Source organism: Mesorhizobium sp. C120A (assembly GCF_030323105.1).
Lineage (GTDB): Bacteria > Pseudomonadota > Alphaproteobacteria > Rhizobiales > Rhizobiaceae > Mesorhizobium.
The window spans coordinates 3,089,246-3,113,451 of the sequence record NZ_CP100476.1 but is presented as its reverse complement, the minus strand read 5'-3'; the positions used below and the strand labels follow the sequence as shown (position 1 = coordinate 3,113,451).

Below are 24,206 nucleotides of genomic sequence, written 5' to 3'. Positions count from 1 at the left end.
TCATGGCTCGGGAAAGGATCGCAAAAACGCGGCGTCCAATCAGAATTGGCCGACACGGGTTCGGGAAGTCCGGGGATTATTCCTTCGGCGGCTCGGCCGGAACCGGCGCGCTGCCAAGCCCGCTGATGCTGCGCGCCCTGATGCGCGGCTTGAACGCCCTGCCCGGCTCGGCCTGGCGGCGCAGCACCGGGTGCACGATCGGCTCCTTGGCCTTGAAGGCGTAGGCCTTGATCAGTGCGAAATAGTTCGGATAGGCGTAGCCATTGTTCATCCGCAGCCACTCGTCGCGGCGGTCGGCAAACAGTTTTGGCAGCCTGTACCAGGCAACGGTCGGGGTCTTGTGGTGAACGAAGTGCAGATTGTTGTTGAGGAACAGGAACGACAGCGGCGAGCGCTCGATGATCACCGTGCGTCCTTCAGGGTGCTCGGACCACTGATGTTCGGCGAAAGTCCGGACCGCGATCAGCGACTGGCCGAGCCAGACCGGCACCAGAATGTAGAGCCATACCGGAATGCCGAAGCCGAACTGCACGATCGGCACCACGATGGCGAGGCCGATCGCATGCAGCAGCCATGCCTTGCCGATCATCTTATCGCCGGCAATCACATGCCTGGCGTCGTCGACGAAGAAACCGATGCAGGACAGCCAGGGGCCGAGAAAGAAACGGCCGGCCATGGTGTTGTTGATCTTGAGCAGGAATTTCATCGTCGGCGGCAGATCGTTATGCATCCACAACGCCTGGTAATAGCTCTCGGGATCGTCGAGCGGATCGGTCAGGCGCTCGTCGGCGTGGTGGCGCAAATGGAGCGTCTTGAAGCGACGGAACGGCCAGACCAGGCCGATCGGCAGGAAGACGAAGGCTTCGTTGATGAGCGCGCTGCGCGTCGGATGGCCATGCAGCACTTCGTGCATGATCGACGACTGCAAGGCCAGGATGAAGCCGAGGAGAAGAAGTGCCAGGACCGGATAAGAGGGCCAGAGCAGGAGCCCGGCAGCGAGCCACATTCCGTAACAGAAGAAAGCGAGGACCACGGTCGGCCACTCGATGGCCGCTGCGTCGCGTCGCTTGATGCGCTTGCCTGTCATGCTATCGACCACTGTCCCTCAGTCGCCGGAATTGGTTCCTGACAGCATAGTGTCAGGAGAAGCGATTCCGCTCAACGAGACAAAGTGTACAAAATGTTGCGATTGCGCATTTTTGACCGCAGATGTTATACATTGTAAACAACCCTACGGATTCATTTACGCTGGAAGTGCTGATTCGACGGCTCGGGCGCAAATTTTTCCTAAGAGAGTGCGGAGAACGAACAGTGGACAAACGGGACCTTTCGGCAATCTTCCGGGAGCGCCTGAAGCTGCTCCTGACACGGTCCGATCTCAACCAGTCAGCTTTCGCGTCAGCAGTCGGCATCGACCGGTCGGCGCTGTCGCAACTGATGTCCGGCGCCTCGACGCGCCTGCCACGTGCCGAAACGCTGCTCAACATCGCCGCCGAATTCAAGATCTCGCTGGACTGGCTGCTCGGCCTCTCCCAAGATGAAGGCGTCACCGGCGAAATCCGCGAAAGCCTGGAGATCGAAGAGGCGCCCGACGGCTTCGACCGCACGCTGCTCGCCAAATGGTTCGCCGAGGCCGCAGGCACCAAGATCCGCTATGTGCCGGCCGGCATTCCCGATCTCCTGCGCACACGCCAGCTGGTCGACTACGAAGCCAACATCACCAACCGCAGCCGTCTGGCGCAGGCCAGCGAGACGCAGTACCGCATCGAGTACAACCGGCGCCCTGAGACCGACATGGAGGTCTGCATGCCGCGCCATACGCTTGAGATCTTTGCCCGCGGCCTGGGCGTCTGGGACCGCTTTCCCGAGGCTGACCGCCGGCAGCAGCTTGCCCATATGGCGACGCTGCTTGACGATCTCTACCCCACCTTCCGCCTGTTCCTCTATGACGGCCGCATGCGCTATTCCATCCCGCTGACCATCTTCGGCCCTTATCGCGCCGCCATCTATGTCGGCGACATGTATGTCGTGCTGAACGCCACCCAGCCGGTCCAGGCGCTGACCCAGCATTTCGACAATCTGATCCGGGCCGCCGACATCAACCCGCATGAGGCCGCCGCCTACGCGCGCAATCTGGCCGGCGCGTCATTTCCATCGGGTTCTGCCTGATCCCCAACGCCCCGGAAAGGTGCGCCGCGCGGCATTGCCGGTCGCAAACACATTGACTGGACATAAAGACTTCTTTATATCCTTATTCCATTCAAATATCTGAAAGTCGATCCGATGACCGCGAACAATCCCATCGATGCTCTGCTGGCCGAAAAGGGCGTGCTGCTCGCCGATGGCGCCACCGGCACCAATCTGTTCGCCATGGGTCTGGAGGCCGGCGAAGCGCCCGAGTTGCTGAACGAGACAGCGCCCGACACCATCACCAGCCTGCACCAGAATTTCGTCGACGCCGGCGCCGATATCATCCTCACCAACTCGTTCGGCGGCACCCGCCACCGGCTGAAGCTGCATCATGCGCAGGACCGCGTGCATGCGCTGAACAAGCGCGCCGCCGAGATTGCCCGCGCGGTCGCCGACAAGGCCGACAGGAAAGTCATCGTCGCCGGCTCGGTCGGTCCGACCGGCGAGTTGCTGGTGCCGCTCGGCGCCATGACCTATGACGAAGCAGTCGAGGCTTTTGCCGAGCAGATCGAGGGTCTCAAGGAAGGCGGCGCCGAAGTCGCCTGGATCGAGACCATGTCTGCGCCGGACGAAATCCGCGCCGCGGCGGAGGCCGCCATCCGCGTCGGCCTGCCCTACACCTATACCGGTTCGTTCGACACTGCCGGCCGCACCATGATGGGCCTGCTGCCCAGGGATATCCACGGCGTCGTCGACGGACTTTCAGAGACACCGCTCGGTGTCGGCGCCAATTGCGGTGTCGGCGCCTCCGACATCCTGGCCTCGCTGCTCGACATGACCGAGGCGAAGCCGGAAGCGACGGTGATCGTCAAGGGCAATTGCGGCATTCCCGAATTTCGTGGCACCGAGATCCATTATTCCGGCACGCCGGAGCTGATGGCCGACTATGTCCGGCTGGCGGTGGATGGCGGCGCGAAGATCATCGGTGGCTGCTGCGGCACGTCGTTCCAGCACCTTGCCGCCATGCGCAAGGCGCTCGACGCGCACACCAAATCCGAACGCCCGACCGTCGCGGCGATCGTCGAGCGCATCGGTCCGATGCGCAACAAGGTGGCGACGGAAAACACCGCCGAGACCAGCGAAGCCCGCCGCGAACGCCGCCGCACCCGGGCCTGATATCGAACTTATTCGCTGTTTTCAGCGTAACGCGATAGCGCCGTCTTGAAATCCAGGGCGGTGCTGTCGGCGCTTTCATTCATCGTCACCAGGTCACCCGACGACTGCGGATTGCCGATCTGCTCCAGCATGACGCGAAAGCGGTCATTGGTCAGCGCCGACTTTGCGGTATTCCGGGCTGCGTCGACGTCATCCATGATGCGCCTGGATTCTGGCGACAGCGTTCCCGACGCCTGCGTGTGTCTCACCGCCGGCGTCGTGTTTCCAATGTTCATGATCTGCAATTCCCGGCTCCCCAAGCCCAGTCCCGACCCCATGCAATAATAGCAGGGCATTGCGATGACGTTCCGGAAAAGCTGCGCAATTTAACGATCAGGCGGATCATCTGTGCGCTTCGGATCAATCGATCCGAAAAAAAGGCCGGCAGGGTTTCCCCCGCCGGCCTGCCTCACCCGCCCGTAGCCGGTTCCCCGTATCAGAACGACCCCCGTCTGAAAGGAACCGGCTGTATTGCCACTACCGGTTACCGCCGAGCGCCGAGGCAAGGCGCACAAGCGAAAGGAACTCGGACCTGTACCCAAACGGGTCGGCTCCTCGGGCGGCGGTGGCAATCTCCATGATCTTGTCGTAGCCGAACTTCGCGGTCGCATCCTCGTCGCGCAGCTTCTGGCCGAAGGCGGCGACAGCGACGGAGAAACGCTGGTCGGTGCTGGCCTGGTCGAAGGACGCGACCTCGTTGGCCGACGTCACCGGCGTGGTGATCAGCTTCGAGACGTCTTCGTTCGGCAGCTTGTAGCGGATTTTCACGAAGGCATATTCGTCGGCGTTGGCGACGCCGCCATTGTCGACCGCGGCCTGGCCGTAGCGCAGCGGATCCATCTGCTCGCCGCCACTGCCCTTCGGCGTGATCTCGTAGATGGCGGTCACCGAATGACCGGAGCCGATATCGCCGGCATCGACGCGGTCATTGTTGAAGTCCTCGCGGTTCAAGGCGCGGGTTTCATAGCCGATCAGCCGGTACTCCGAGACCTTGTCCGGATTGAACTCGACCTGGATCTTGACGTCCTTGGCGATGGTGAACAGCGTCGAGGAGGCATCCTCGACCAGAACCTTCTCAGCCTCGGCCAGCGTGTCGATATAGGCGGCGGTGCCGTTGCCGTTCTGGGCGATGGTCTGCATCATCTGGTCGTTCAGATTGCCGCGTCCAAAGCCGAACACCGACAGGAAGACGCCGGTCTTGCGCTCCTGCTCGATCAGTCGCTTCAGATCGTCGTCATCGGTCTGGCCGACATTGAAGTCGCCGTCCGTGGCCAGCATCACACGGTTGATGCCGTCCTTGACGAAGGACTGCTGGGCAAGCTTGTAGGCTTCCTTGATACCCGCCTCGCCGGCCGTCGAGCCGCCGGGCGACAGATTGTCGATGGCGTTGAGGATCTTGTCCTTCTCGGTAACCTTGGTCGGCATCAGCACGGTGCCGGCGTCACCGGCATAGGTGACGATCGAGATGGTGTCGTCCGCCTTGAGCTTGCTGACCAGCAGCCGGAAAGCCGACTTGAGCAGCGGCAGCTTGTCCGGCTCATCCATCGAACCCGAGACGTCGATCAGGAACACCAGATTGGCCTTGGGCTGCTCGACCGGCTTGATGTCGAAGCCCTTGATGGCGACGTGCATCAGCTTGGTGTGCCCGTTCCACGGCGTCGGCATGACGCTGACGGTCGAGTTGAACGGCGTCGAAGCCGAGTCCGGACCCTTCCAGTCATAGGGGAAGTAATTGACCATCTCCTCGACGCGGACCGTATCGGCCTGCGGCAGGTAGCCCTGCTTCAGCGAGCCGCGGACGAAGGAATAGGAAGCGGTGTCGACGTCGATCGAGAAGGTCGAGACCGGATCCTGAAGGGCTGCATGCACCGGATTGGTCTTGAAATCCTCGACGCGGTCGCGGTTTGGCTCCTGCGACGCAATCTGGTCGGCCGGCATCGTCGAAGGCTGTGCCAAGTACTTGGATTCGGTCGCGCCGGCCATGCGGTCGACCCGCGCGCCGCCGGCCGGGGCAGCGGTGCCGTCAAGCGAAAACTCGCGGCTCTCAACTGGCGCAGGCTCGGCCAACACGCCGCGCCCCAGCGCATCCTGCTGCGCCGGGGCGACAGCAACGGTCGATTCGGGCTTCGGCGGCGCGGGCGGCGTAAGCGTCGTAGTGGTGTCGCGGCTTCGCACATCGGCGTCGGCCTTCTTGTCGCCTTCAGGCGCCTGCTTTTCTTTTACCGGCGCGTTGGTTGCCGGTTTGTCGGCCAGCGTCTCGGTGATCTTCTCGTCGCCGCCGAACGGCAACGGCTGTTCCCTCAGCATATGGAAGGTGGCGTATCCGGCGATCGGCAGGGCGACGAGCCCGGCAATGGCCGGCGTGGCGATGAGTTTCTTCTGCATGATCTCGCTCCAGAGCTTTTGTGCTCGCTCTGTGAGACGAAGCCCGCCAGCCGATCCTTGGGTGACGGCAGAAGTTTTTTCTTCCAGCTCATAGGCGCGCATGGCGGCTTCGAAGGCGCGTGCCTTCGCGCTTTCCCCGGGCGCCGGTACTGCTGCGTCGCGCAGCCTGTTAAGTTCGTTGTCGTCGACCATGGTCACACTTCCCGGCTGAACGCATCAACGTCTTCAGCCGTTTCTTCGCTTCATGGATGTGCCAGGAAACCGTCGTCTCCGAGATTGCCATCGCCTCGGCGGCGGCCGCATGGCTCAACCCTTCGCCATAGACCAGAAGTACTGCATCGCGCTGCTTGTCCGGCAATTGCCGCACCGCTGCCCAGAGCGCCTCAGAGGGATCTTCGGGCTCGGCCGAGGCCTCTCCCGAAATCATGCTGTAGGCGCCGAAAGCCTCGGTCTTGACGTTTTCGCGCGTGGTCTTGCGCATCATGTCGCGCGCCGCGTTCAGCGTCACGGAATAGAGCCATGTCGTGAACGCGCCGCCGCCGCGGTAGTCGCGGATCGCCTTGCCGAGACGGACACAGACCTCCTGGGCGATGTCTTCGGCATCGGCCTTCTTTCCGCACCAGCGATAGGCGGCGCGATAAACGAAGTCGTAGTGCCGCTCCAGCAATTTGCCGAAGGCACCCCTGTCTCCGCCCTTCGCCCGCCCGATCAATTCGGCGTCGGAGGCTTCGCTTTCATCCAGCATCATCGCCATCATTTGCCTGTTGGACGAAGGCTAATGGCCAATCCTTGGGGTTATGGAAAGATTTTTTTCCGAGGCGACGGATGCACGCGCAACAGGTGCGCTGAGATTCAGGTCAGGCCGAGCCGAAAACGATGGATTTCGAGAACCGGAGCGGAGCGTACTTTTGGTACGCGAGCACCGGAAGCACAGAAAGCCGTCGTTTGCAGGCCGGCCTCACCTGAATATCAGCACACCTGGCCCGAGGCCCAGCCGGACGACCAAGCCCACTGAAAATTATAGCCGCCCAGCCAGCCCGTGACATCGACGACTTCGCCGATGAAAAACAGCCCCGGCACGGATTTCGCCTGCATCGTCTTCTGATCGAGCCGGTTGGTATCCACACCGCCAAGCGTCACTTCCGCCGTGCGGTAACCCTCGGAGCCGGCCGGCTTGATGCGCCAGTCGTTGACGGCGGCTTCGACGGTTTTCATTTGCAGGTCTGTCAAATCAGCGAGATTGCCATCGATCCCACTGCGCTCGGCGACCGCTTGCGCAAGGCGCTTCGGCAAATGGTTTGCAAGCACCGTCTGCACCGCTTGCCTGCCGTTGACGCGCCGGGCGGCGCGCAGCAGTTCCGCCACATCCCTCCCCGGCAGCATGGCGATGCGGATCTCGTCGCCCTCGCGCCAATAGGACGAGATCTGCAGGATGGAAGGCCCGCTCAAGCCGCGATGCGTAAACAGCATCGCTTCTGAAAACCGCGTCTTGCCGCAGGCGACTTCGGCATCGACGGCATTGCCGGCCAAAGGCGCCAGCCGCTCCAGCGTTCTTGCGTCGAAGGTAAGCGGCACCAGCGCCGGCCGTGTTTCCACCACCGCAAGGCCGAATTGCGCCGCAAGCTCGTAGCCGAAACCGGACGCGCCCATTTTGGGGATCGACTTGCCCCCGCAAGCCACGACTAACGAGCTGCAAGCGACGCTGCCAGCGGAGAGCGTCAGCACAAACCCGTCCGCGGTCTTGCTGACGTTCCTCACCTCGGTCGACAACGCCAGTTCCACACCCCAATCCTGCATGTCGGAAACCAGCATGTCGATGACCTGGCGCGCCGAGCCGTCGCAAAACAGCTGTCCCAGCGTCTTCTCGTGATAGGCAATGCCATGGCGTTCGACGAGCGCGATGAAGTCGCCTTGCGTGTAGCGGCTGAGCGCCGAAATGCAGAAATGCGGATTGCCGGAGATGAAATTCTTCGGGCTGGTGTGGATGTTGGTGAAATTGCAGCGGCCACCGCCGGAGATGCGGATCTTCTCGCCGGGCTTTGCCGCGTGATCGAGCACCAGGACCGAGCGGCCGCGCTTGCCGGCCTCGATGGCGCACATCATTCCGGCCGCACCGGCGCCGATCACCACGACATCATAGGATTGCATCAGGCTGTTCGTTCCCGCTCGACTGGGGCTGTTTTAACAGGCCGCGCCAATCGTGCAGTCTCTACCCGTTCGTTGCGACTTCAGGCAACGCCTCGTTAGATCAGCGTCTCGGCGAACAGCGTCGTCAATCGCTTCCAATGACGTTCGGCGCCGGTCGCGTTGAACACGCTGTGGTCCGACACGCACCAGCCATGCGCCATGCCGGCATAGTTTTCGATGACGTGGTCAACCTCCGCCACGCGCAGCGCCTCGGCCAGTCGCGCCGACTGCTCCGGCGGAAAGCTGCGGTCCACCCCAGACGTTCCGACATAGACCCGCGCCTTGATCATTGCAGCCTTGCGGTGCGGACTGTCCGCGGCATCGCTGGCCAGATTGCCGCCATGGAAGCTTGCCGCCGCCAGGATGCGATCGGGATAGGTTGCAGCCGCATTCAAAGCCCGCGCCCCGCCCATGCAGTAACCAACGACACCGACCGGTCCGGTGACACCTTCAGCGGTAAGCGTGTCGAGGAACGCCCTGCTGTCGCGGATGGTCATGTCCTGTGTGGTGCCGTGGACCAACGCCGTCAGCGCGACCTTGGTCTCCTCGACGACGAAAGCGGTCTTGGGCTCGAACGGCCCGTAGGGTGCGTTGCGATAGAAAAGATCCGGCACCAGCACCGCACAGCCCTCGCCAGCCAGCCGCTCCGCCATTGCGTCGAGCGCCGGTCGCGGACCGAAGGCGTCCATATAGAGAATGACACCGGCCCTGGACGGGGAAGCGGTCGCCGAACGGAACAGCCCGGCTTTCGCTACGCCGTCCTCGGTTTTTATCTCAATGTCCTGCTTCGCCATGGCGCGCCCCGTTGATTGTCGTGCGATACATATAAGCAGGCATTGTCAGGGCAAGCCGTCCCCTGACAATCCCGTTCAACACTTTGTGCGGGCTTTCGACCCGGCTACAGGCCGGCAAACGCCGTCATGTGAAAGGCCTGAACCTCAGGCGGATAGCGATGGGCCGTGCCATACGGACAGGCGTTGCGGTCGAGGCAGCCGCCGCCGCGGCATGGTTCGCCCTTCGATCCCCGCACATGCGCCAGGCAAGCCTGATGAGCGAAACCATCCGCGGAATAGGCGTCAACCGGACAGGATTTCAGGCAAGGTTTTGCAACACAGGCGTCGCAAAGGTGAATCGCTTCGCGACGTTCAGGAAGCGCGATCTCATCCTCGAACAGCAACGCGCCGCGATAGGCATGCCAGAGCCCGTACTGCGGATGCATCAGGATGCCCAGCGGCGACGGTCTCAGCCCCTCCGCTCGCATCGCCCATTGCTGGAACGGCAGATAAGGTCTGTCCGAAGGCGAAACGGCGCGCGCGCCGAATTTCTCCGCCACCGCACCTATCACTGCGCGCGACCATGTGTCGAGCGGATTAGCAATGGTTTGCGGTTGCCGGTCGCGCCAGCGCAGGAAATGCGGCCAGGGTGCCGCTCCCGCCTGCCCCACCAACAGCACGGATTTGGCAGGGGCAACTGAAGGGCCATGCGGCGGCGTTTCGCTTGTTGCGAAATTGAAGCCGCCGCGCAGGATGAGGCCGTCGGCGGAAAGCGCGGCCGCTATCTCGTCAGCCCGGCGCCGCGCAATCATCCCTTCTTGTCCGGGTCGGAGAAAGCGCTCCGCCAGACTTCCTTGTGGATGATGTTGGCGACTTTAGCCCCGCCTGACTCGGGCTCCTTTCAGGTGAAGGCGTCAGCCATCGACGCCTTCTTCGTCGCGATGTAGTCCTTCAGCCCGTCGTCGATGCCCGCATCGAGATACGGCGCCTCATAGGTCTCCAGCCAGCGGCGGGCGAGTTCGTTGGCGCGCTGCGGCGCTGTCTTCTCGCCCTCGGCCAGCCACTGCTCGTAGGAATTGTTGTCGGCGATGCTGGAGCGGTAGAAGGCGGTCTGGAAATTGGCCTGGGTGTGGTCGCAGCCGAGATAGTGGCTGCCCGGGCCGACCTGGCGAATGGCGTCCATCGCCTGGCCGTTTTCCGAGAGGTCGACGCCTTCGGAAAACTTTTGCGTCATGCCGAGCTGATCGATGTCCATCATGAATTTTTCGTAGCAGGACGCCAGTCCGCCTTCGAGCCAGCCGGCCGAATGCAGGACGAAATTGGTGCCGGCAAGAATGGTCGAGTTGAGCGTGTTGGCGCTCTCATAGGCGGCCTGCGCATCCGGAACCTTGGAGGCGCAGAGCGAGCCGCCGGTGCGGAACGGCAGGCCGAGGCGGCGTGCAAGCTGTGCGGCGCCGTAGGAAACCAGCGACGGCTCCGGCGTGCCAAAGGTCGGCGCACCAGACTGCATGGAGATCGACGAGGCGAAGGTGCCGAACAGCACCGGCGCGCCGGGACGGATCAGCTGCGTGAAAGAGGCGCCGGCCAGCACCTCTGCCAGAACCTGCGTCAGCGTGCCGGCAACGGTCACCGGGCTCATCGCGCCGGCTAGGATGAACGGCGTGACGATGCAAGCCTGGTTGTGGCGCGAATAGACTTTCAGCGCGCCCAGCATGGTTTCGTCGAACACCATCGGCGAATTGGCGTTGATCAGGCTGGTCAGCACGGTGTTGTTTTCGACGAAATCGTCGCCGAACACGATCTTGGCCATGGCGACAGTGTCTTCGGCCCGCTCTGGCGCCGTCACCGAACCCATGAACGGTTTGTCCGAATATTTGATGTGGCTGTAGATCATGTCGAGATGGCGTTTGTTGACCGGCACGTCGACCGGCTCGCAAACCGTGCCGCCCGAATGGTGAATCGACGGCGCCATATAGGCGAGCTTCACGAAATTCCGGAAATCCTCGATCGTCGCGTAGCGCCTGACACCGTCGAGATCGCGCACGAAGGGCGGACCATAGACCGGCGCGAAGACCGTGGCGTTGCCGCCGATCTGCACCGAACGTTCGGCGTTGCGCGCATGCTGGGTGTAGATGGGCGGGGCGGTCTTCAGCAGCGAGCGGCAGAGGCCCTTGGGAAAATGCACGCGCTCGCCCTTGACGTCGGCGCCCGCCTCTTTCCAAAGCTGCAGCGCCTCGGCGTCGTCGCGAAAGATGATGCCGATCTCTTCCAGCACCGTATCGGTGTTGTTTTCGATAATCGCCAGGCCTTCCTCGTTGAGGACCTCATAGATGTTGATCTTGCGCTTGATATAGGTGAGCTGGGTGCCCGGTCCGCCGCCCGAGCGCGCCGCCCGCCTTGCAGCCGCGCCGCCGCTGGCAGCACGTCCACGTCGCGCATTGGACGCTTCCTGGTCGACTGACGCGTTTTCACTCATGATCGTTTTTCCCTAAAAACCGTTTGCGGCCGCGTATGGCGGCTTCTCGCCCGGATCGTAGCCATGCACCCTATTCGAAACGGCCCGCCAGCGCCAACGCCTGTCGCAAAATCGACAAGAATTCCAATAGATTTGCGGTCGCTTTCCTTTTGCGGGAAGTCGCAAATCAGCTATGGATACCTGCCCCCGCCGGGTTAGGTATTGACGCGATTATTTTAAGCCGCCGTGGTCGCATCCCGTGCGGCAAGGAGCCCGAGAAAAATGGCCGACGACGAGATCATCCTCTCCGAGCTTTCCGACGACGAGTTGGTGCAGCAGATGCACGACGATCTCTATGACGGGCTGAAGGAAGAGATCGAGGAAGGCACCAACATCCTGCTCGAGCGCGGCTGGGTGCCCTACAAGGTGCTGACCGAAGCTCTGGTCGAAGGCATGCGCATCGTCGGCGAGGACTTTCGCGACGGCATCCTGTTCGTTCCCGAGGTGCTGCTGTCGGCCAACGCCATGAAGGCCGGCATGTTCATCCTGCGCCCGCTGCTGGCCGCCACCGGCGCGCCGAAGCAGGGCAAGATGGTGATCGGCACCGTCAAGGGCGACATCCACGACATCGGCAAGAACCTCGTCGGCATGATGATGGAAGGTGCCGGCTTCGACGTCATCGATCTCGGCATCAACAATGCGGTGGAAAAATACCTCGACGCCATCGAGCAGCACCAGCCCGACATTATCGGCATGTCGGCGCTTTTGACCACGACCATGCCCTACATGAAGGTCGTCATCGACACGATGAAGGAAAAGGGCATCCGCGACGACTATGTCGTCCTGGTCGGCGGCGCGCCGCTCAACGAGGAATTCGGCAAGGCCGTCGGCGCCGATGCCTATTGCCGCGACGCGGCTGTGGCGGTCGAGACCGCCAAGGACTTCATGAAGCGCAAGCATAATATGCGCGCTTCAGCCTGATCTCTTCCGCAAGGCGTCTGGCCCACAATCGAAAGCCGCGCCTTGCAGCGCGGCTTTTTTGTTCCCAGCTATTGGAACGGATGGCTGCGTCAGGGTTTGGTGACGGTGTCGTCGACGGCTTTCGCAGTCGATTTGATATCCCGGCCGACACCACGGACGGTGTTGGCACAGGCCGTAAGCGCCAGGACGCAGGCAAGGATTGCAATCGGCGCAACGCGTAACAGTTTCATGGACGGTTTATCCCTCTCTCGATAGATTCGCCCCACAGCAACGAAGGCCGCTTCGACCGGGTTCCATGGCCAGAATGCAAAAAACGAAACCGAATCAGGACGACAGGCTGCTGGTCATCGCCTGTGGAATGATTGCGCGCGAAGTTTTGGCCGTCAAGGAGCAGCTCAAGCTCGACCATCTCGACCTGACCTGCCTGCCGGCGGAGTTCCATTTCTACCCCGACCGCATCGCACCGGCGATGGACAAGGCGATCGAAAAGGCCAAGGCGGAAGGCTATAGCAACATCTTCGTTGGCTATGCCGATTGCGGTACCGGCGGCATGCTCGACCGGGTTCTGGAGAAGCACGGCGTCGAACGCATGGCCGGGCCGCACTGCTTTGCCTTCTACCAGGGCATGGACGCCTATGCGAAGGTCGCCGACGCCGACATGATGTCGTTCTACATGACCGATTTCCTGTGCCGCCAGTTCGACGCCTTCTTCATGAAGCCGCTCGGCCTCGACAAGCACCCGGAGCTGATCAAGGACTATTTCGGCAACTACCAGAAGCTGATCTACATCGCCCAGACCGACGATCCGGAACTCGACAAGGTCGCCGAGAAGGCCGCGAAGATGCTTGGCCTCGCCTATGAGCGCCGCTCGACGGGCTATGGCGACCTGACGGCCGGGCTGGCGCAGGCCGCCGCCCACGCCTGAAGCGGTTCTTGAGCCGGGACGCTGTCGAGAACAGATGACAGGCCGCCGCGAATGGTTAAGTTGTGAGCCATAAGCAAACAGGCTGATTCAGCCATCCGAACACGGAACGTCCCGATGACCCCTCGCGTCCTGCTCGCCGCCCTTGGCCTCCTCTGCCTCGTCTTGCCCGCTCGCGCCGACGGCGAGGTGCAGAAGATCATCACGCCTGCCGACAAGGTTCGCCTCGACAAATATGGCGAGACCCGCAAGGCGGCGCTGGCCGAGGCAAAAGCGGGAGACCCGGCTGAGGTCAGCCAACTCGACGCGCTGCTGGCAAAGCCGATAGTGGCCTTTTCCGACAAGGACCTGAGCGGCAACTGGCAATGCCGAACCATCAAGGTGGGCCTGACCGGCCCGCTGGTCATCTATGGCTGGTTCAAGTGCAAGGTCACGGACGATGGCTCCGGTTGGCAGCTGGAAAAGGTCAGCGGCTCGCAACGCACCAAGGGCCGTTTCTTCGACGATAGCGAAAAACGCGCGATCTATCTCGGCTCCGGCTATGTCAATGACAACAAGCCAAAACCCTATGGCAGCGGCCCGGAAAGCGACCAGGTCGGCTATGCCTTCCGCACCAGCGCCAATGAATGGCGCATCGAATTCCCGGCGCCCTACTACGAATCGAAACTCGACATCATCGAGTTCAAGCGCTGATCCGTTGGTCTCTCGCTGGCCGGGCGGTCATCAAGATTTAACCTCGCCCGGCACAGAATTGAGCCGGGCAGCGCACGGCAAATGGCTGCGCGCCGGCAAGAAAGCGCGCCATGGCATCAGCGGTTGAAAAAAGTGCTGCGATCGTCATCGTCACCGAAGGCGGGCCGCACATCTGGGCCATCGTCAACGCCATCGCCGACCAGTTCGGTCCTGTCAGCGTCATCCTCGAAAGCCCTGAATCCAAAAAACAATTGCTGCTCGGCCGGGCGCGCCGCCAGGGCTTGTTTTCGGCCATCGGCCAGCTTGGCACGATGGTGCTGACCAGGCTCGGCAAACGCCTCTTCGCCGGGCACGCGGAGCGGCTGATCGCAGCGCAAAACTGCAGACAGAGCCGAGGCCGGGACAAAAGATCATCCACGTCTCCTCCGCCGACGGGCCCGATTGCCTGCAGGCGGTCGCCGACATCCGCCCGGGCGTGGTGCTGCTCGCCGGCTGCCGGATTTTGTCCCGGCAGACGCTGGCGCAAATGCCCTGCCCGGTGCTCAACTACCACGCCGGCATCGCGCCCAAATACCGCGGCATGAATGGCGGCTACTGGGCGCTGGCCTCCGGCGATCTCCAGAATTTCGGCACCACCGTGCATCTGGTCGACGCCGGCGTCGACACCGGCGGCGTGTTGAAACAGGCGCGCGGCAAGCCGGAGCCCGGCGACACTATTTCGAGCTATGCGTTGCGCCAGGCGGCGTTCTCGCGCGACATCTGCGTCGAGGCGGTCCGCGGTGCCTTGGACGGCAAGCTTGTCACGATCGACCCCGGCCTGCCGTCGAAACAATGGTACCACCCGACGATCTGGTTCCATCTCTGGACCGGTGTGCGCCGGGGTGTGTGGTAAGGCACTGTCAATCTGACGGCTTGTACGCTATTGTCATACAGAAAGCGAGTTTGCCGATGTCAAATATGGCCCCCCTCAGTGTCCGCGTCACCTCTGATGAACGTGACATTCTTGAAGCCGCCGCCAGTCAGGCAAACACCAATCTCAGCGACTTTATCAGGCGCAAGGCGGTCGAAGCCGCCGAAATGGAGGTACTGGACGGACGTATCGTGACGATTCCGGCCGCCGATTGGGAAAAGTTCGAGGCGTGGGCGAAGTCTCCCGCGAAAACCCGTCCTGGGCTGCGGAGGCTCGCTGCCTCACGACCTGTATGGCAGGACTAACGCCTCCCCGGCCTCTTGCGGCGGATGACGACAGAGAGGCCTTCGATTGCGGTCGCGAGTCGCTCAACAACTGGCTTCGCCGCCATGCCTGGCGCAATCAACAGGATGGGACCTCGCGCACCAGCATCATTTGTGATCTCGCGACCGGGGCTATCGCCGCCTATGTCACCTTAAGCACGGGTCAAATCGAGCGCGCCCATCTGCCAAAATCGGCGCAACGCAACCGCCCCGATCCCATTCCAGTTATCTTGCTCGGCCAGCTTGCCGTGGACCGGCGGTATCAAGGTCATGGCTGTGGACGTTCGCTTCTCCTTTTCGCCTTGAGAACAGCGGTGCGGTTCTCAAGGGAAATAGGCTGCTTCGGTGTCCTGACGCATCCGCTCGATGATGATGTAAGAGGCTTCTATCTCGCCTTCGACTTTGAAGATCTCCCATTCGACCCAAAACGCAGCATGATTGTTCGGATCGCGGATTTGAAACAAAACGGCTTCGAGGACGAATGACGACGCTGTTGGAAAAGCGGCGATGTTCACCCTGCCAGGCGGTTTGTACGCACCCTCTTACCCTCGCCTCAGGCCATCTCAGCCCGTAACAAAGTCAAAGATTCTTGCCTTTCTTTTTGCGACGTCCAATAGCGTCGCTTTTGAATGCGCGCGCGTCGTCCCATAACAAGCAGCCCCACTGCGCATCCGGCAATGCTCGCACCTGCTGGACAAAGTGGTGGAGCGTCGTTTCCCTCATGGACGCACGGCGCTCTACAGGGAGTGAGAGAATTCATGGCCGATCTGATTGTCGTCTATTGGCGCGACATCCCCGCCCAGGTCATCGTCAAGAAGGGCCGGCAGAACGCCAAGCGCGAACTGCCGCTGCGCTTCACCGAGGCGATCGACATGTGCGCCATGCGCACCGGCGCCGGCGGCACCGACGATTACCTCGCCGAATGGCGCAAGGCCGATCCGATCCCCGTCGGCGACGACCTCGAAGCCGAGGTCGAGAAGGCATTCAGCGACATCGACGCGAAATACGACCGCGAGCGGCTGGTCGCTCTGGTCAAGGCGGGCGGGAAAGAAAATGTCTGAAACCACTCCTGCCAAAGAGGGGCCAAGGGTTACCCAGCCGGTTACCCAGGCCACTCAGGTCAAGAAAGCAGCGCCGAAATCCGACTACAAGCCGGCCGACGTATCGCCGCAGCGGCGCGTGCAGCGCTCGTTTGCGATCAGGCTGTGGTCGATCCGCCATTCGCGATTGCTCGAATGGTTCTACTCCAGGTTCGCAGACATGTTCCTGCTGCTCCATCCGCTGTGGAAAGGCCTTGGCTACGGCCGCGTCGAAGCGCCGATCAAGTTCGTTGAAAAACGCGTCAAGGGCTTCATGTTCGACTGCCGCATGTGCGGCCAGTGCATCCTGTCCTCGACCGGCATGTCGTGCCCGATGAACTGCCCCAAGCAGCTGCGCAACGGCCCTTGCGGCGGTGTGCGCGCCAACGGCAATTGCGAGGTCGAGCCCGATATGCCTTGCGTCTGGGTCAAGGCCTGGGAAGGCTCGCGGAACATGGAGCATGGCGACAGGATCCTGACCGTGCAGAAGCCGGTCGACCAGTCGCTGCGCGAAACCTCGGCCTGGCTGCGGGTGACGGCCCAGTCGGCAGCGGCCCGTGAAGCAGCGGCCAAAGCCAACACTGGAGCGGGCGCGTGATCGGCCGTCAGCGCGATGAAAACCCGGCCGGCATCCATCTGCCGCTAGATCCCCTGCCCGGCCACTCCTCGCGTGGCCGACTGGAGCGCGTGCTGCGACGCGGCGAATTCGCCGTTACCACCGAGCTCAACCCGCCCGACAGCGCCGATCCCGAAGACGTCTACAACAGGGCGAAAATCTTCGACGGCTGGGTCGACGCCATCAATGCCGTCGATGCCTCCGGCGCCAACTGCCACATGTCGTCGGTCGGCATTTGCGCGCTGCTCACCCGCATGGGCTACGCGCCGATCATGCAGATCGCCTGCCGCGACAGGAACCGCATCGCCATCCAGGGCGACGTGCTGGGCGGTGCCGCCATGGGGGTCGCCAACATGCTGTGCCTCACCGGCGACGGCGTCCAGGCCGGCGACCAGCCCGGCGCCAAGCCTGTCTTCGACCTCGATTCCATGTCGTTGCTGGAAACCTGCCGCATTATGCGCGACAACGGCAAGTTCCTGTCCGGCCGCAAGTTGACGACGCCGCCGCAAATTTTCCTTGGCGCCGCCGTCAACCCCTTCGCGCCACCCTTCGATTTCCGCCCGATCCATCTCGGCAAAAAGATCGCCGCCGGCGCGCAATTCGTGCAGACGCAATACTGCTTCGACGTGCCGATGTTCAGAACCTTCATGCAGAGGGCGCGGGACTTGGGGCATACGGAAAAAGTTTTCATCCTGTGCGGCGTCGGCCCGCTGGCTTCGGCCAAGACGGCCAAATGGATCCGCTCCAACGTGCCGGGCATTCATATTCCCGACGCCATCATCAAGCGGCTGGAAGGTGCGCAGGACCAGAAGAAGGAAGGCAAGCAGCTCTGCACCGACATCATCAACGAGGTGAAGGAAATTCCTGGTGTCTCCGGCATCCATGTGATGGCCTACCGCCAGGAGGAATATGTCGCCGAGATCGTCGATGAATCGGGTGTGCTGAAAGGCCGCCAGCCATGGAAACGCGAGATCCGCCACGACGATCAGATGGTCGCCGACCGGCTCGAGAGCATACTGCACGACGACATTACCGAAACGCAGGTGGATATGGTGAAGACCGCGCACTGACAGCGCGGACGGCCAGCCATTCGCTTGAATGAAACCAGACAACGATATAAAGAAATCTTTATATCAGGCGGAGAGACTTCATGACCCGGACCATCGTCGCCTCGGCGACACGAGAGATCATCATCGGCTTCGACCAGCCTTTCTGCGTCATCGGCGAGCGCATCAACCCGACCGGCCGCAAGAAGCTGGCCGCCGAGATGATCGCCGGCAATTTCGAGACCGTCGTCAAGGATGCGCTGGAACAGGCCGCCTGCGGCGCCACCATGCTCGACGTCAATGCCGGCGTCACCTCCGTTAATCCGAACGAAACCGAACCCGGCCTGCTCGTGCAGACGCTGGAGATCGTCCAGGGCCTTGTCGACTTGCCGTTGTCGATCGACTCGTCGGTGACCGCCGCCATCGAGGCAGCGCTCAAGGTCGCCAAGGGCCGGCCGCTGGTCAACTCCGTGACCGGCGAAGAGGAAAAGCTCGAAGCCATCCTGCCGCTGGTCAAGAAGTACAACGTTCCGGTCGTCGCCATCTCCAACGACGAGACCGGCATTTCGATGGATCCGGATGTGCGCTTCGCCGTCGCCAAGAAGATCGTGCAGCGCTGCGCCGATTTCGGCATTCCTGCGCATGACGTCGTCGTTGACCCGCTGGTGATGCCGATCGGCGCGCTCGGCGATGCCGGCCGCCAGGTCTTCGCGTTGCTGCGCCGTCTGCGCGAAGAGCTCAAGGTCAACACCACTTGCGGCCTGTCCAACATTTCGTTCGGCCTGCCGCACCGCCACGGCATCAACGCCGCCTTCATCCCGATGGTGATCGGCGCCGGCATGACTAGCGCTATCATGAACCCGGTTCGCCCGCAGGAAATGGAAGCCGTGCGCGGCGCCAATGTGCTCAACGGCACCGACGAGAACTGCACCAACTGGATCCGCACCTACAAGGATTACAAACCGGCCGAAGGCGGCCAGGCGGTCGCAGCGCCCACCGCCGTTAACGCTCCGGGCGAAGGCGGCGGCAATGGCGGTCGCCGGCGCGGCGGCCGTGAAGCCCGCATGGCCAGGGGATAAGCGCGCAATCGTGAACTCGCCTGCAAACATTACTGATCCGCTCGTGCTGTTCATGCCGTCAGGCAAGCGCGGGCGCTTTCCCGTCGGCACACCGGTGCTCGATGCCGCGCGTCAGCTCGGCGTCTATGTCGAGAGCGTCTGCGGTGGCCGCGCCACCTGCGGTCGCTGCCAGATCGAAGTGCAGGAAGGCAATTTCGCCAAGCACAAGATCGTCTCGTCCAACGACCACATCTCGCCCAAGGGCGCCAAGGAAGAGCGATATGAGCGCGTCCGCGGCCTGCCCGAGCGGCGGCGCCTGTCCTGCTCGGCGCAGATCCTCGGCGACCTCGTCATCGACGTGCCGCAGGACACGGTCATCAACGCCCAGACCATCCGCAAGGATGCCGACACGCGCGTCATCGCCCGCGATGCGGCAATCCGCATGTGCTATGTCGAGATCGAAGAGCCCGACATGCACAAGCCGCTGGGCGATCTCGACCGCCTCAAGATCGCCTTGATGAAGGATTGGGGCTTTAAAAACCTCGAATTCGACTTCTACCTGATGCCGCAGGTGCAAGGCATACTGCGCAAGGGTAACTGGACCGCGACCGCGGCCATCCACAAGGATGCCGAAAGCGACATCGCCCGCGTCATAGCACTCTGGCCCGGCCTCAAGAACGAGGCCTATGGACTGGCCTGCGACATCGGCTCGACCACCATCGCCATGCATCTGGTGTCGTTGCTGTCGGGCCGCGTCGCCGCTTCGTCGGGCACCTCCAACCCGCAGATCCGCTTCGGCGAGGATCTGATGAGCCGCGTCTCCTATGTGATGATGAACCCGGACGGCCGCGAAGGCATGACGGTCGCCGTACGCGAGGCGATCTCGGGCCTGGTCGACAAGGTCTGCGCGGAAGGCAATGTCCAGCGCAACGACATCCTGGATTCCGTCTTTGTCGGCAATCCGATCATGCACCATCTGTTCCTCGGCATCGATCCGACCGAACTCGGCGGCGCGCCCTTCGCACTCGCCGTCTCGGGCACGGTGCGCATCAAGGCCTCCGATATCGGCCTGAAGCTCAACCAGGGCGCCCGCCTCTATATGCTGCCTTGCATTGCCGGCCATGTCGGCGCCGACGCCGCAGCCGTGACGCTGTCGGAAGGCCCGCATCGCCAGGACGAGATGATGCTGATCGTCGACGTCGGCACCAATGCCGAGATCGTGCTTGGCAACCGCAAGCGGGTGGTCGCAGCCTCCTCGCCCACCGGTCCCGCCTTCGAGGGCGCGGAAATCTCCGGCGGCCAGCGCGCTGCCCCCGGCGCAATCGAGCGCGTGCGCATCGACCCCGATACGCTGGAGCCGAAATACCGCGTCATCGGCTCTGAACTCTGGTCCGACGACCCCGGCTTCCTGGATAGCGTGCAGGCGACCGGCGTCACCGGCATTTGCGGCTCCGGCATCATCGAGATCGTGGCCGAAATGTACCTCGCCGGCATCATCTCCGAGGATGGCGTCATCGACGGGTCGCTGGCCGAGCGGTCGCCGCGCGTCACGGTCAACGGCCGCACCTTCTCTTATGTCTTGAAGGAAGGCGAACCCAAGATCACCATCACGCAGACCGACGTGCGCGCCATCCAGCTTGCCAAGGCGGCGCTCTATGCCGGCACCAAGCTTCTGATGGAAAAGCAGAACACCGAACACGTCGACCGCATCCATTTCGCCGGCGCCTTCGGCTCGTTCATCGATCCGAAATACGCCATGGTGCTCGGCCTGATCCCGGACTGCGACCTCGACAAGGTCTCGGCCGTCGGCAACGCCGCCGGCGCCGGTGCGCGGATGGCGCTGCTCAACCGCGGCTATCGCCGCGAGATCGAGGACACGGTCAGCCACATCGAGAAGATCGAGACCGCACTGGAGCCGAAATTCCAGGAGCATTTCGTCTACGCCATGGCGCTTCCCAACAAGGTCGATCCGTTCCCGAAACTGTCGGCGGCGGTGAAATTGCCGCCACGCAAGACCGTCAGCGAGGATGGCGTCGCCGGCGACGCCGCCCCGCGCCGGCGTTCGCGCGAAGGCCATGCCGCCAGGCGCAGCCGGGAATAAGCCGCCTTACGAAGGCCGCCAATTCGCCCAATTTCATTTGTATGCAAATGTTTCCAGATCGCACCGATCTGGAAACCGAAACGCTGTTTTGGCGCAATCCGTCCGATACAGACGTGAAGCATTTAACGGACATCGAATGGCGGACCGGACTATTCCGCCGCCACAACGCTCCAAAGGAGAATAGAGATGTTCGAGACCCTGGGCCGTTTTCGTGCGGCCATGAAGAATGCACAGGCCGTGCGCGCCATGAACAACCTGCCACCCGAAATCCAGAAGGACATCGGCTGGCCCGTGTCGCCGCGCATCGACGCCCAGACCAACCTGTCGCGTCTGATCCTGGGCTCGGGCCGCTGATGACCTTCGCCGACAAGTGCAAATTGCTGACCAAGCGCCGGGGCCGCCGCATGGTCCCGGCTGCGACCGACGTCAAGCTGCGCGCCGCGCTGCTGCCCCGGCGCTGAGCCGCGCTGCGCAAAACAGCGGACCTGGCTGATCAAACAACCGTGTTGGCTTGGGCCAGAATCTTGACATTTCGGCTGGAGGTACGATCTTCGAGACAGTGGGGGAATTCTCTTAGTCGGCTGCGGCCGAGCTTGTGTACGCGAATGCCCAGTTTCAAAAGCCACCTCGTTTCCTTCATCCTCCGGCACAGCCGCAAGAAGGCATTTGCCAGCCCGGAAAACCTGCAGCGCTGGATCGCCTATGCCCGCAAGACCGAGGATCATCATCCCCCGGCATTGCTGCGGGAGCAGCTCGATATCACCGAGCGCAGCGTCGATGGCTTCCCTGTCTATGAAATCGCGCCGAAGGCCGGCGAACGCAGGCGCATCCTCTACATGCATGGCGGCGCCTATGTCTTCCAGATCACATCCTATCATTGGGGGTTGATCGCCGAGGTGGCCGAGCGCTTGGGTTTCGGCATCACCGTGCCGATCTATCCCATCGCGCCGGAGCATGATTTCCACGCCATGTTCGGCATGGTCGGCGACGTCTACCGGCAGATGCTGGATGAGACCGACGCTGAAGACATCGTCTTCATGGGCGATTCCGCGGGCGGCAACATGGCCGTCGTGCTGACCATGATGGCGGCTGAGGAAGGCCTGCCCTTGCCGTCGCGCCACGTGCTGATTTCACCCGGCCTCGACATGTCGCTGTCCAACCCCGAAGTGTTCGAGGCGGAACGCAACGATCCGTGGCTCGGCATTTCCGGCGGGCTGGAAGCGATCCGCATGTACAGTGCCGGCATCGATCGCAGGGACTGGCATATCAGTCCGCTCTATGGCGACCTCTCGGTGCTGCCGCAGACCCTGCTTCTGACCGGCTCGCACGACCTGCTCAGCCCCGACAATCTGATCTTCGCCAAAAAGGCACGCGCTGCCGGCGTCGATATCGACGTCGTCTATGAGGAAGGCATGTTCCACGTCTGGCCGCTGATCGAGATGCCGGAGGCGCGTCGCGCCAGGGACAGCATCGTCGCCTTCCTTGAAGGTGAGCCCACCAAGCGGCGCGCAACTGCGCGGCGCACGGCGCGACCCGCTCTCGCGGCGCGCCCCGCCCAAGCAGCGGAATAGCAGAGCAATTCCAGGAAAAGTGTAAAACGGTTTTCCCGGGAAAGCGTGTAGCGCTTTCCCTTGGGAATTGAGTCAAAACAAGGAGTTAGAGCGGCTCGCCGTTTCCGTGAAACGGTGAACCGCTCTAGAACTTGCCGGTTTCGCGGAAAAGCTCGAACGTCGCACGGATATGGTCGGCGACGGCCTTGACCGGCGCGCTGGCGTCCGGCGACACCACCATCGCCAGATTGTAGGTGCCGATATCGGGCATGCCGTCCTTCGGGCAAAGCTCGACCATGTCGTTGCCCAGGAACGACTTCGGCAACGGTGCAACCGCGAGATCCGACATGATGGCGGCGCGCTGGCCTGCCGTGTGGGCGCTCATATAGGCGATGCGGTAATTGCGGCCTTCACGGCTCAGCGCATCGAGCGCGCCGGCCCGCCAGGCGCAGCCCTCTTCCCACAGCGACACCGGCAAAGGCTCGCGCAGATGCGCGCTGCCGCCCTTGGCGCCGGCCCAGACGATCGGCTCGGTGAGCAGCACCTCGGCGCCGAGTGCGCTGGTCTTGTAGGAATTGGTCAGCAGCGTGATGTCGAGCGCCCGGTCGTCCATGCGGCGGCGCAGATTGCTGCTCTGGTCGATGGTGACGTCGACGGCAATCGACGGATGCGACTGCGCGAAACGCTTCAGCACATGCGGCAACACGCGCTCGCCATAGTCGTCCGGCGAGCCGAGCCGCACCACGCCGACGATCTCGGGGATGATGAACTTCGACACCACCTCGCGGTTGATCGACAACAGCCGGCGGGCATAACCGAGCAGCATCTCGCCATCCGTGGTCAGCGTCACCGAGCGCGCATCCCGCGCGAAAACAGACCGCCCGAGAATGTCCTCGAGCTTCTTGATCTGCATGGAGACCGCCGACGGCGTGCGGAACACCGCATTGGCCGCCGTGGTGAAACTGCCGGTCTCTGCAATGGCCACGAAGGTGCGCAAAACGTCGAGATCGAGCAGCGGCAGCGGATGATTGAGTGGGGCGTTCATCGGGATCGACCTTCAATTTTTCTGATGTGAAGCATCATTCCATTTCGTTTGATTGAACATCAGATTGGGAGGATAGTCAACTCCATCGAAGGCAGGACGTGCCATGGCTCCAACGCTCCTGACACGGAATTGCACTCGATGCGGAATATCCAGGCGACGGAACGCGTTCATGCGGGACGTGCCACAACCAAAGGAGAATGAAATGTCTATCCTGTCATCCATCGGTCGGCTTGCGACCGAATTGAGCGCGGCCCGCGCCCGCTTCCAGACCGAACGTGCGATCCGCTCGCTGCCGATCGAACTGCAGAAGGATATCGGCTGGCCTGAAGCTGCCGACACCAAGACCGGTGCACGCCACGGCGTCGGATCCTGGGCTGGAGCAAAGTAAACCATTGTGTACCTTGTGCTGAAGGCCTGCCGCGCAGACCAGCCCGGCAGGCCTTCTCTATTGGCCCTGCAGGCTTTCTCCAACTTATTTGCACTCAAATGATTTTCAGAGCCGTGTCGCCGCTGCATGGCGCATATGCGTCACTTGCATGGCGCCTCAATGTCGCCGGTAACACACTGTAAGTAATCGTAAATTTTGGGCACCATGCCCAATAATGTCGCAAACGATGTCGCATTTCCATTCAAGCGCTTCGCATTTGCGATTTAGTTTCTGCTCACGCAGGCCTATATCACCGTCAGTAAACGAGCTGCCCCACTCCATCAAGCGAAGGCGACCCGTCTGAGCAACC

Annotated in this window: 25 protein-coding genes and 1 pseudogene; 16 read left to right on the top strand and 10 right to left on the bottom strand. The window is 62.3% G+C overall.

Going from position 1 to position 24,206, the window contains the following annotated elements; all coding sequences use genetic code 11:
• Positions 1-76: 76 nt before the first annotated feature.
• Positions 77-1,087 (bottom strand): fatty acid desaturase, encoded by a 1,011-nt coding sequence (locus NL532_RS15055; protein ID WP_031203278.1) that lies wholly within the window; start codon positions 1,085-1,087, stop codon positions 77-79.
• 224 nt (positions 1,088-1,311) lie between these two features.
• On the opposite strand from NL532_RS15055, the gene NL532_RS15050 reads away from it, so the two are divergent.
• Entirely contained in the window at positions 1,312-2,169 is an 858-nt protein-coding gene (locus NL532_RS15050) for a helix-turn-helix domain-containing protein (protein WP_023681768.1), read from the top strand.
• 114 nt (positions 2,170-2,283) lie between these two features.
• Positions 2,284-3,306: a betaine--homocysteine S-methyltransferase gene (gene bmt / locus NL532_RS15045; RefSeq protein WP_023725605.1), complete on the top strand. Its 1,023-nt coding sequence runs from the start codon at positions 2,284-2,286 to the stop codon at positions 3,304-3,306.
• 8 nt (positions 3,307-3,314) lie between these two features.
• Here the strand turns inward: bmt and NL532_RS15040 are convergent, their stop codons facing one another.
• From NL532_RS15040 to NL532_RS15010, 7 genes are all read right to left on the bottom strand, one after another.
• Positions 3,315-3,581: a hypothetical protein gene (locus tag NL532_RS15040; protein WP_023753429.1), complete on the bottom strand. Its 267-nt coding sequence runs from the start codon at positions 3,579-3,581 to the stop codon at positions 3,315-3,317.
• A 241-nt stretch (positions 3,582-3,822) separates the two neighbouring features.
• Positions 3,823-5,922 carry a vWA domain-containing protein gene (locus NL532_RS15035; protein WP_023829390.1) on the bottom strand — a complete coding sequence of 700 codons (2,100 nt, stop codon included), beginning with the start codon at positions 5,920-5,922 and terminating at the stop codon, positions 3,823-3,825.
• Positions 5,900-6,484: an RNA polymerase sigma factor gene (locus tag NL532_RS15030; RefSeq protein ID WP_023829391.1), complete on the bottom strand. Its 585-nt coding sequence runs from the start codon at positions 6,482-6,484 to the stop codon at positions 5,900-5,902. Before NL532_RS15030 ends, NL532_RS15035 begins: the two co-directional genes overlap by 23 nt.
• Before the next feature lie 215 nt (positions 6,485-6,699).
• Entirely contained in the window at positions 6,700-7,878 is a 1,179-nt protein-coding gene (locus NL532_RS15025) for a BaiN/RdsA family NAD(P)/FAD-dependent oxidoreductase (RefSeq protein ID WP_023823073.1), read from the bottom strand.
• A 95-nt stretch (positions 7,879-7,973) separates the two neighbouring features.
• Positions 7,974-8,711: a dienelactone hydrolase family protein gene (locus tag NL532_RS15020; RefSeq protein WP_023829392.1), complete on the bottom strand. Its 738-nt coding sequence runs from the start codon at positions 8,709-8,711 to the stop codon at positions 7,974-7,976.
• A gap of 104 nt (positions 8,712-8,815) precedes the next feature.
• The gene (locus NL532_RS15015) at positions 8,816-9,502 is read right to left on the bottom strand and encodes a hypothetical protein (protein WP_023691016.1); all 687 of its coding nucleotides are present in this window, start codon (positions 9,500-9,502) and stop codon (positions 8,816-8,818) included.
• Positions 9,503-9,591: 89 nt separating this feature from the next.
• Complete coding sequence (locus NL532_RS15010) at positions 9,592-11,166, bottom strand: trimethylamine methyltransferase family protein (protein WP_023829393.1); 1,575 nt, start codon at positions 11,164-11,166, stop codon at positions 9,592-9,594.
• A 261-nt stretch (positions 11,167-11,427) separates the two neighbouring features.
• Between NL532_RS15010 and NL532_RS15005 the strand changes: the two genes are divergently transcribed.
• Positions 11,428-12,126: a cobalamin B12-binding domain-containing protein gene (locus NL532_RS15005; protein WP_023670402.1), complete on the top strand. Its 699-nt coding sequence runs from the start codon at positions 11,428-11,430 to the stop codon at positions 12,124-12,126.
• 89 nt (positions 12,127-12,215) lie between these two features.
• On the opposite strand, the gene NL532_RS15000 is transcribed toward NL532_RS15005, so the two are convergent.
• Positions 12,216-12,356 (bottom strand): entericidin A/B family lipoprotein, encoded by a 141-nt coding sequence (locus NL532_RS15000; protein WP_023670401.1) that lies wholly within the window; start codon positions 12,354-12,356, stop codon positions 12,216-12,218.
• A gap of 65 nt (positions 12,357-12,421) precedes the next feature.
• Here NL532_RS15000 and NL532_RS14995 point away from each other — a divergent pair, with 65 nt between their 5' ends.
• From NL532_RS14995 to NL532_RS14940, 12 genes and pseudogenes are all read left to right on the top strand, one after another.
• Positions 12,422-13,051 carry a DUF1638 domain-containing protein gene (locus tag NL532_RS14995; RefSeq protein WP_023753434.1) on the top strand — a complete coding sequence of 210 codons (630 nt, stop codon included), beginning with the start codon at positions 12,422-12,424 and terminating at the stop codon, positions 13,049-13,051.
• A 114-nt stretch (positions 13,052-13,165) separates the two neighbouring features.
• Positions 13,166-13,741 carry a DUF4893 domain-containing protein gene (locus NL532_RS14990; protein ID WP_023670399.1) on the top strand — a complete coding sequence of 192 codons (576 nt, stop codon included), beginning with the start codon at positions 13,166-13,168 and terminating at the stop codon, positions 13,739-13,741.
• Positions 13,742-13,851: 110 nt separating this feature from the next.
• A pseudogene (locus tag NL532_RS14985) lies at positions 13,852-14,633 on the top strand (formyl transferase).
• A 56-nt stretch (positions 14,634-14,689) separates the two neighbouring features.
• Entirely contained in the window at positions 14,690-14,956 is a 267-nt protein-coding gene (locus NL532_RS14980) for a type II toxin-antitoxin system TacA family antitoxin (protein ID WP_023735234.1), read from the top strand.
• Positions 14,944-15,459: a GNAT family N-acetyltransferase gene (locus NL532_RS14975; protein ID WP_081731010.1), complete on the top strand. Its 516-nt coding sequence runs from the start codon at positions 14,944-14,946 to the stop codon at positions 15,457-15,459. Before NL532_RS14980 ends, NL532_RS14975 begins: the two co-directional genes overlap by 13 nt.
• Positions 15,460-15,732: 273 nt before the next feature.
• Complete coding sequence (locus NL532_RS14970; protein ID WP_023670397.1) at positions 15,733-16,035, top strand: virulence factor; 303 nt, start codon at positions 15,733-15,735, stop codon at positions 16,033-16,035.
• Complete coding sequence (locus tag NL532_RS14965; protein WP_023829394.1) at positions 16,028-16,651, top strand: methylenetetrahydrofolate reductase C-terminal domain-containing protein; 624 nt, start codon at positions 16,028-16,030, stop codon at positions 16,649-16,651. The genes NL532_RS14970 and NL532_RS14965 overlap by 8 nt, the downstream gene beginning before the upstream one ends.
• Complete coding sequence (locus NL532_RS14960) at positions 16,648-17,739, top strand: methylenetetrahydrofolate reductase (RefSeq protein WP_023681780.1); 1,092 nt, start codon at positions 16,648-16,650, stop codon at positions 17,737-17,739. Before NL532_RS14965 ends, NL532_RS14960 begins: the two co-directional genes overlap by 4 nt.
• Positions 17,740-17,819: 80 nt before the next feature.
• Positions 17,820-18,794, top strand: a complete 975-nt coding sequence (locus NL532_RS14955; protein WP_023681781.1) for a methyltetrahydrofolate cobalamin methyltransferase — start codon at positions 17,820-17,822, stop codon at positions 18,792-18,794.
• A complete protein-coding gene (locus NL532_RS14950; protein WP_032895446.1) occupies positions 18,745-20,874 on the top strand; it encodes an ASKHA domain-containing protein in 2,130 nt (709 codons plus the stop codon). The genes NL532_RS14955 and NL532_RS14950 overlap by 50 nt, the downstream gene beginning before the upstream one ends.
• A gap of 186 nt (positions 20,875-21,060) precedes the next feature.
• Complete coding sequence (locus tag NL532_RS14945) at positions 21,061-21,228, top strand: hypothetical protein (RefSeq protein ID WP_196813564.1); 168 nt, start codon at positions 21,061-21,063, stop codon at positions 21,226-21,228.
• A 251-nt stretch (positions 21,229-21,479) separates the two neighbouring features.
• Complete coding sequence (locus tag NL532_RS14940) at positions 21,480-22,445, top strand: alpha/beta hydrolase (RefSeq protein ID WP_023688109.1); 966 nt, start codon at positions 21,480-21,482, stop codon at positions 22,443-22,445.
• 124 nt (positions 22,446-22,569) lie between these two features.
• Here NL532_RS14940 and NL532_RS14935 read toward each other — a convergent pair whose 3' ends face one another.
• Positions 22,570-23,469: a LysR substrate-binding domain-containing protein gene (locus NL532_RS14935; RefSeq protein ID WP_023670389.1), complete on the bottom strand. Its 900-nt coding sequence runs from the start codon at positions 23,467-23,469 to the stop codon at positions 22,570-22,572.
• Between the two features lie 202 nt (positions 23,470-23,671).
• Here NL532_RS14935 and NL532_RS14930 point away from each other — a divergent pair, with 202 nt between their 5' ends.
• On the top strand, positions 23,672-23,857 hold the full coding sequence (locus tag NL532_RS14930; protein ID WP_023681786.1) for a hypothetical protein: 186 nt from the start codon (positions 23,672-23,674) through the stop codon (positions 23,855-23,857).
• Positions 23,858-24,206 lie beyond the last annotated feature (349 nt).

Coding starts and splice junctions, on each gene's coding strand:
- NL532_RS14935 (WP_023670389.1), bottom strand. CDS start 23,469: ATGAACGCCCCACTCAATCATCCGCTGCCGCTGCTCGATCTCGACGTT.
- NL532_RS15000 (WP_023670401.1), bottom strand. CDS start 12,356: ATGAAACTGTTACGCGTTGCGCCGATTGCAATCCTTGCCTGCGTCCTG.
- NL532_RS14930 (WP_023681786.1), top strand. CDS start 23,672: ATGTCTATCCTGTCATCCATCGGTCGGCTTGCGACCGAATTGAGCGCG.
- NL532_RS14995 (WP_023753434.1), top strand. CDS start 12,422: ATGGCCAGAATGCAAAAAACGAAACCGAATCAGGACGACAGGCTGCTG.
- bmt (WP_023725605.1), top strand. CDS start 2,284: ATGACCGCGAACAATCCCATCGATGCTCTGCTGGCCGAAAAGGGCGTG.
- NL532_RS14965 (WP_023829394.1), top strand. CDS start 16,028: ATGTCTGAAACCACTCCTGCCAAAGAGGGGCCAAGGGTTACCCAGCCG.
- NL532_RS15030 (WP_023829391.1), bottom strand. CDS start 6,484: ATGGCGATGATGCTGGATGAAAGCGAAGCCTCCGACGCCGAATTGATC.
- NL532_RS14940 (WP_023688109.1), top strand. CDS start 21,480: ATGCCCAGTTTCAAAAGCCACCTCGTTTCCTTCATCCTCCGGCACAGC.
- NL532_RS14970 (WP_023670397.1), top strand. CDS start 15,733: ATGGCCGATCTGATTGTCGTCTATTGGCGCGACATCCCCGCCCAGGTC.
- NL532_RS14975 (WP_081731010.1), top strand. CDS start 14,944: ATGGCAGGACTAACGCCTCCCCGGCCTCTTGCGGCGGATGACGACAGA.
- NL532_RS15005 (WP_023670402.1), top strand. CDS start 11,428: ATGGCCGACGACGAGATCATCCTCTCCGAGCTTTCCGACGACGAGTTG.
- NL532_RS15015 (WP_023691016.1), bottom strand. CDS start 9,502: ATGATTGCGCGGCGCCGGGCTGACGAGATAGCGGCCGCGCTTTCCGCC.
- NL532_RS15035 (WP_023829390.1), bottom strand. CDS start 5,922: ATGGTCGACGACAACGAACTTAACAGGCTGCGCGACGCAGCAGTACCG.
- NL532_RS15040 (WP_023753429.1), bottom strand. CDS start 3,581: ATGAACATTGGAAACACGACGCCGGCGGTGAGACACACGCAGGCGTCG.
- NL532_RS15010 (WP_023829393.1), bottom strand. CDS start 11,166: ATGAGTGAAAACGCGTCAGTCGACCAGGAAGCGTCCAATGCGCGACGT.
- NL532_RS14980 (WP_023735234.1), top strand. CDS start 14,690: ATGTCAAATATGGCCCCCCTCAGTGTCCGCGTCACCTCTGATGAACGT.
- NL532_RS14945 (WP_196813564.1), top strand. CDS start 21,061: ATGTTCGAGACCCTGGGCCGTTTTCGTGCGGCCATGAAGAATGCACAG.
- NL532_RS15055 (WP_031203278.1), bottom strand. CDS start 1,087: ATGACAGGCAAGCGCATCAAGCGACGCGACGCAGCGGCCATCGAGTGG.
- NL532_RS14990 (WP_023670399.1), top strand. CDS start 13,166: ATGACCCCTCGCGTCCTGCTCGCCGCCCTTGGCCTCCTCTGCCTCGTC.
- NL532_RS14955 (WP_023681781.1), top strand. CDS start 17,820: ATGACCCGGACCATCGTCGCCTCGGCGACACGAGAGATCATCATCGGC.
- NL532_RS15020 (WP_023829392.1), bottom strand. CDS start 8,711: ATGGCGAAGCAGGACATTGAGATAAAAACCGAGGACGGCGTAGCGAAA.
- NL532_RS15025 (WP_023823073.1), bottom strand. CDS start 7,878: ATGCAATCCTATGATGTCGTGGTGATCGGCGCCGGTGCGGCCGGAATG.
- NL532_RS14950 (WP_032895446.1), top strand. CDS start 18,745: ATGGCGGTCGCCGGCGCGGCGGCCGTGAAGCCCGCATGGCCAGGGGAT.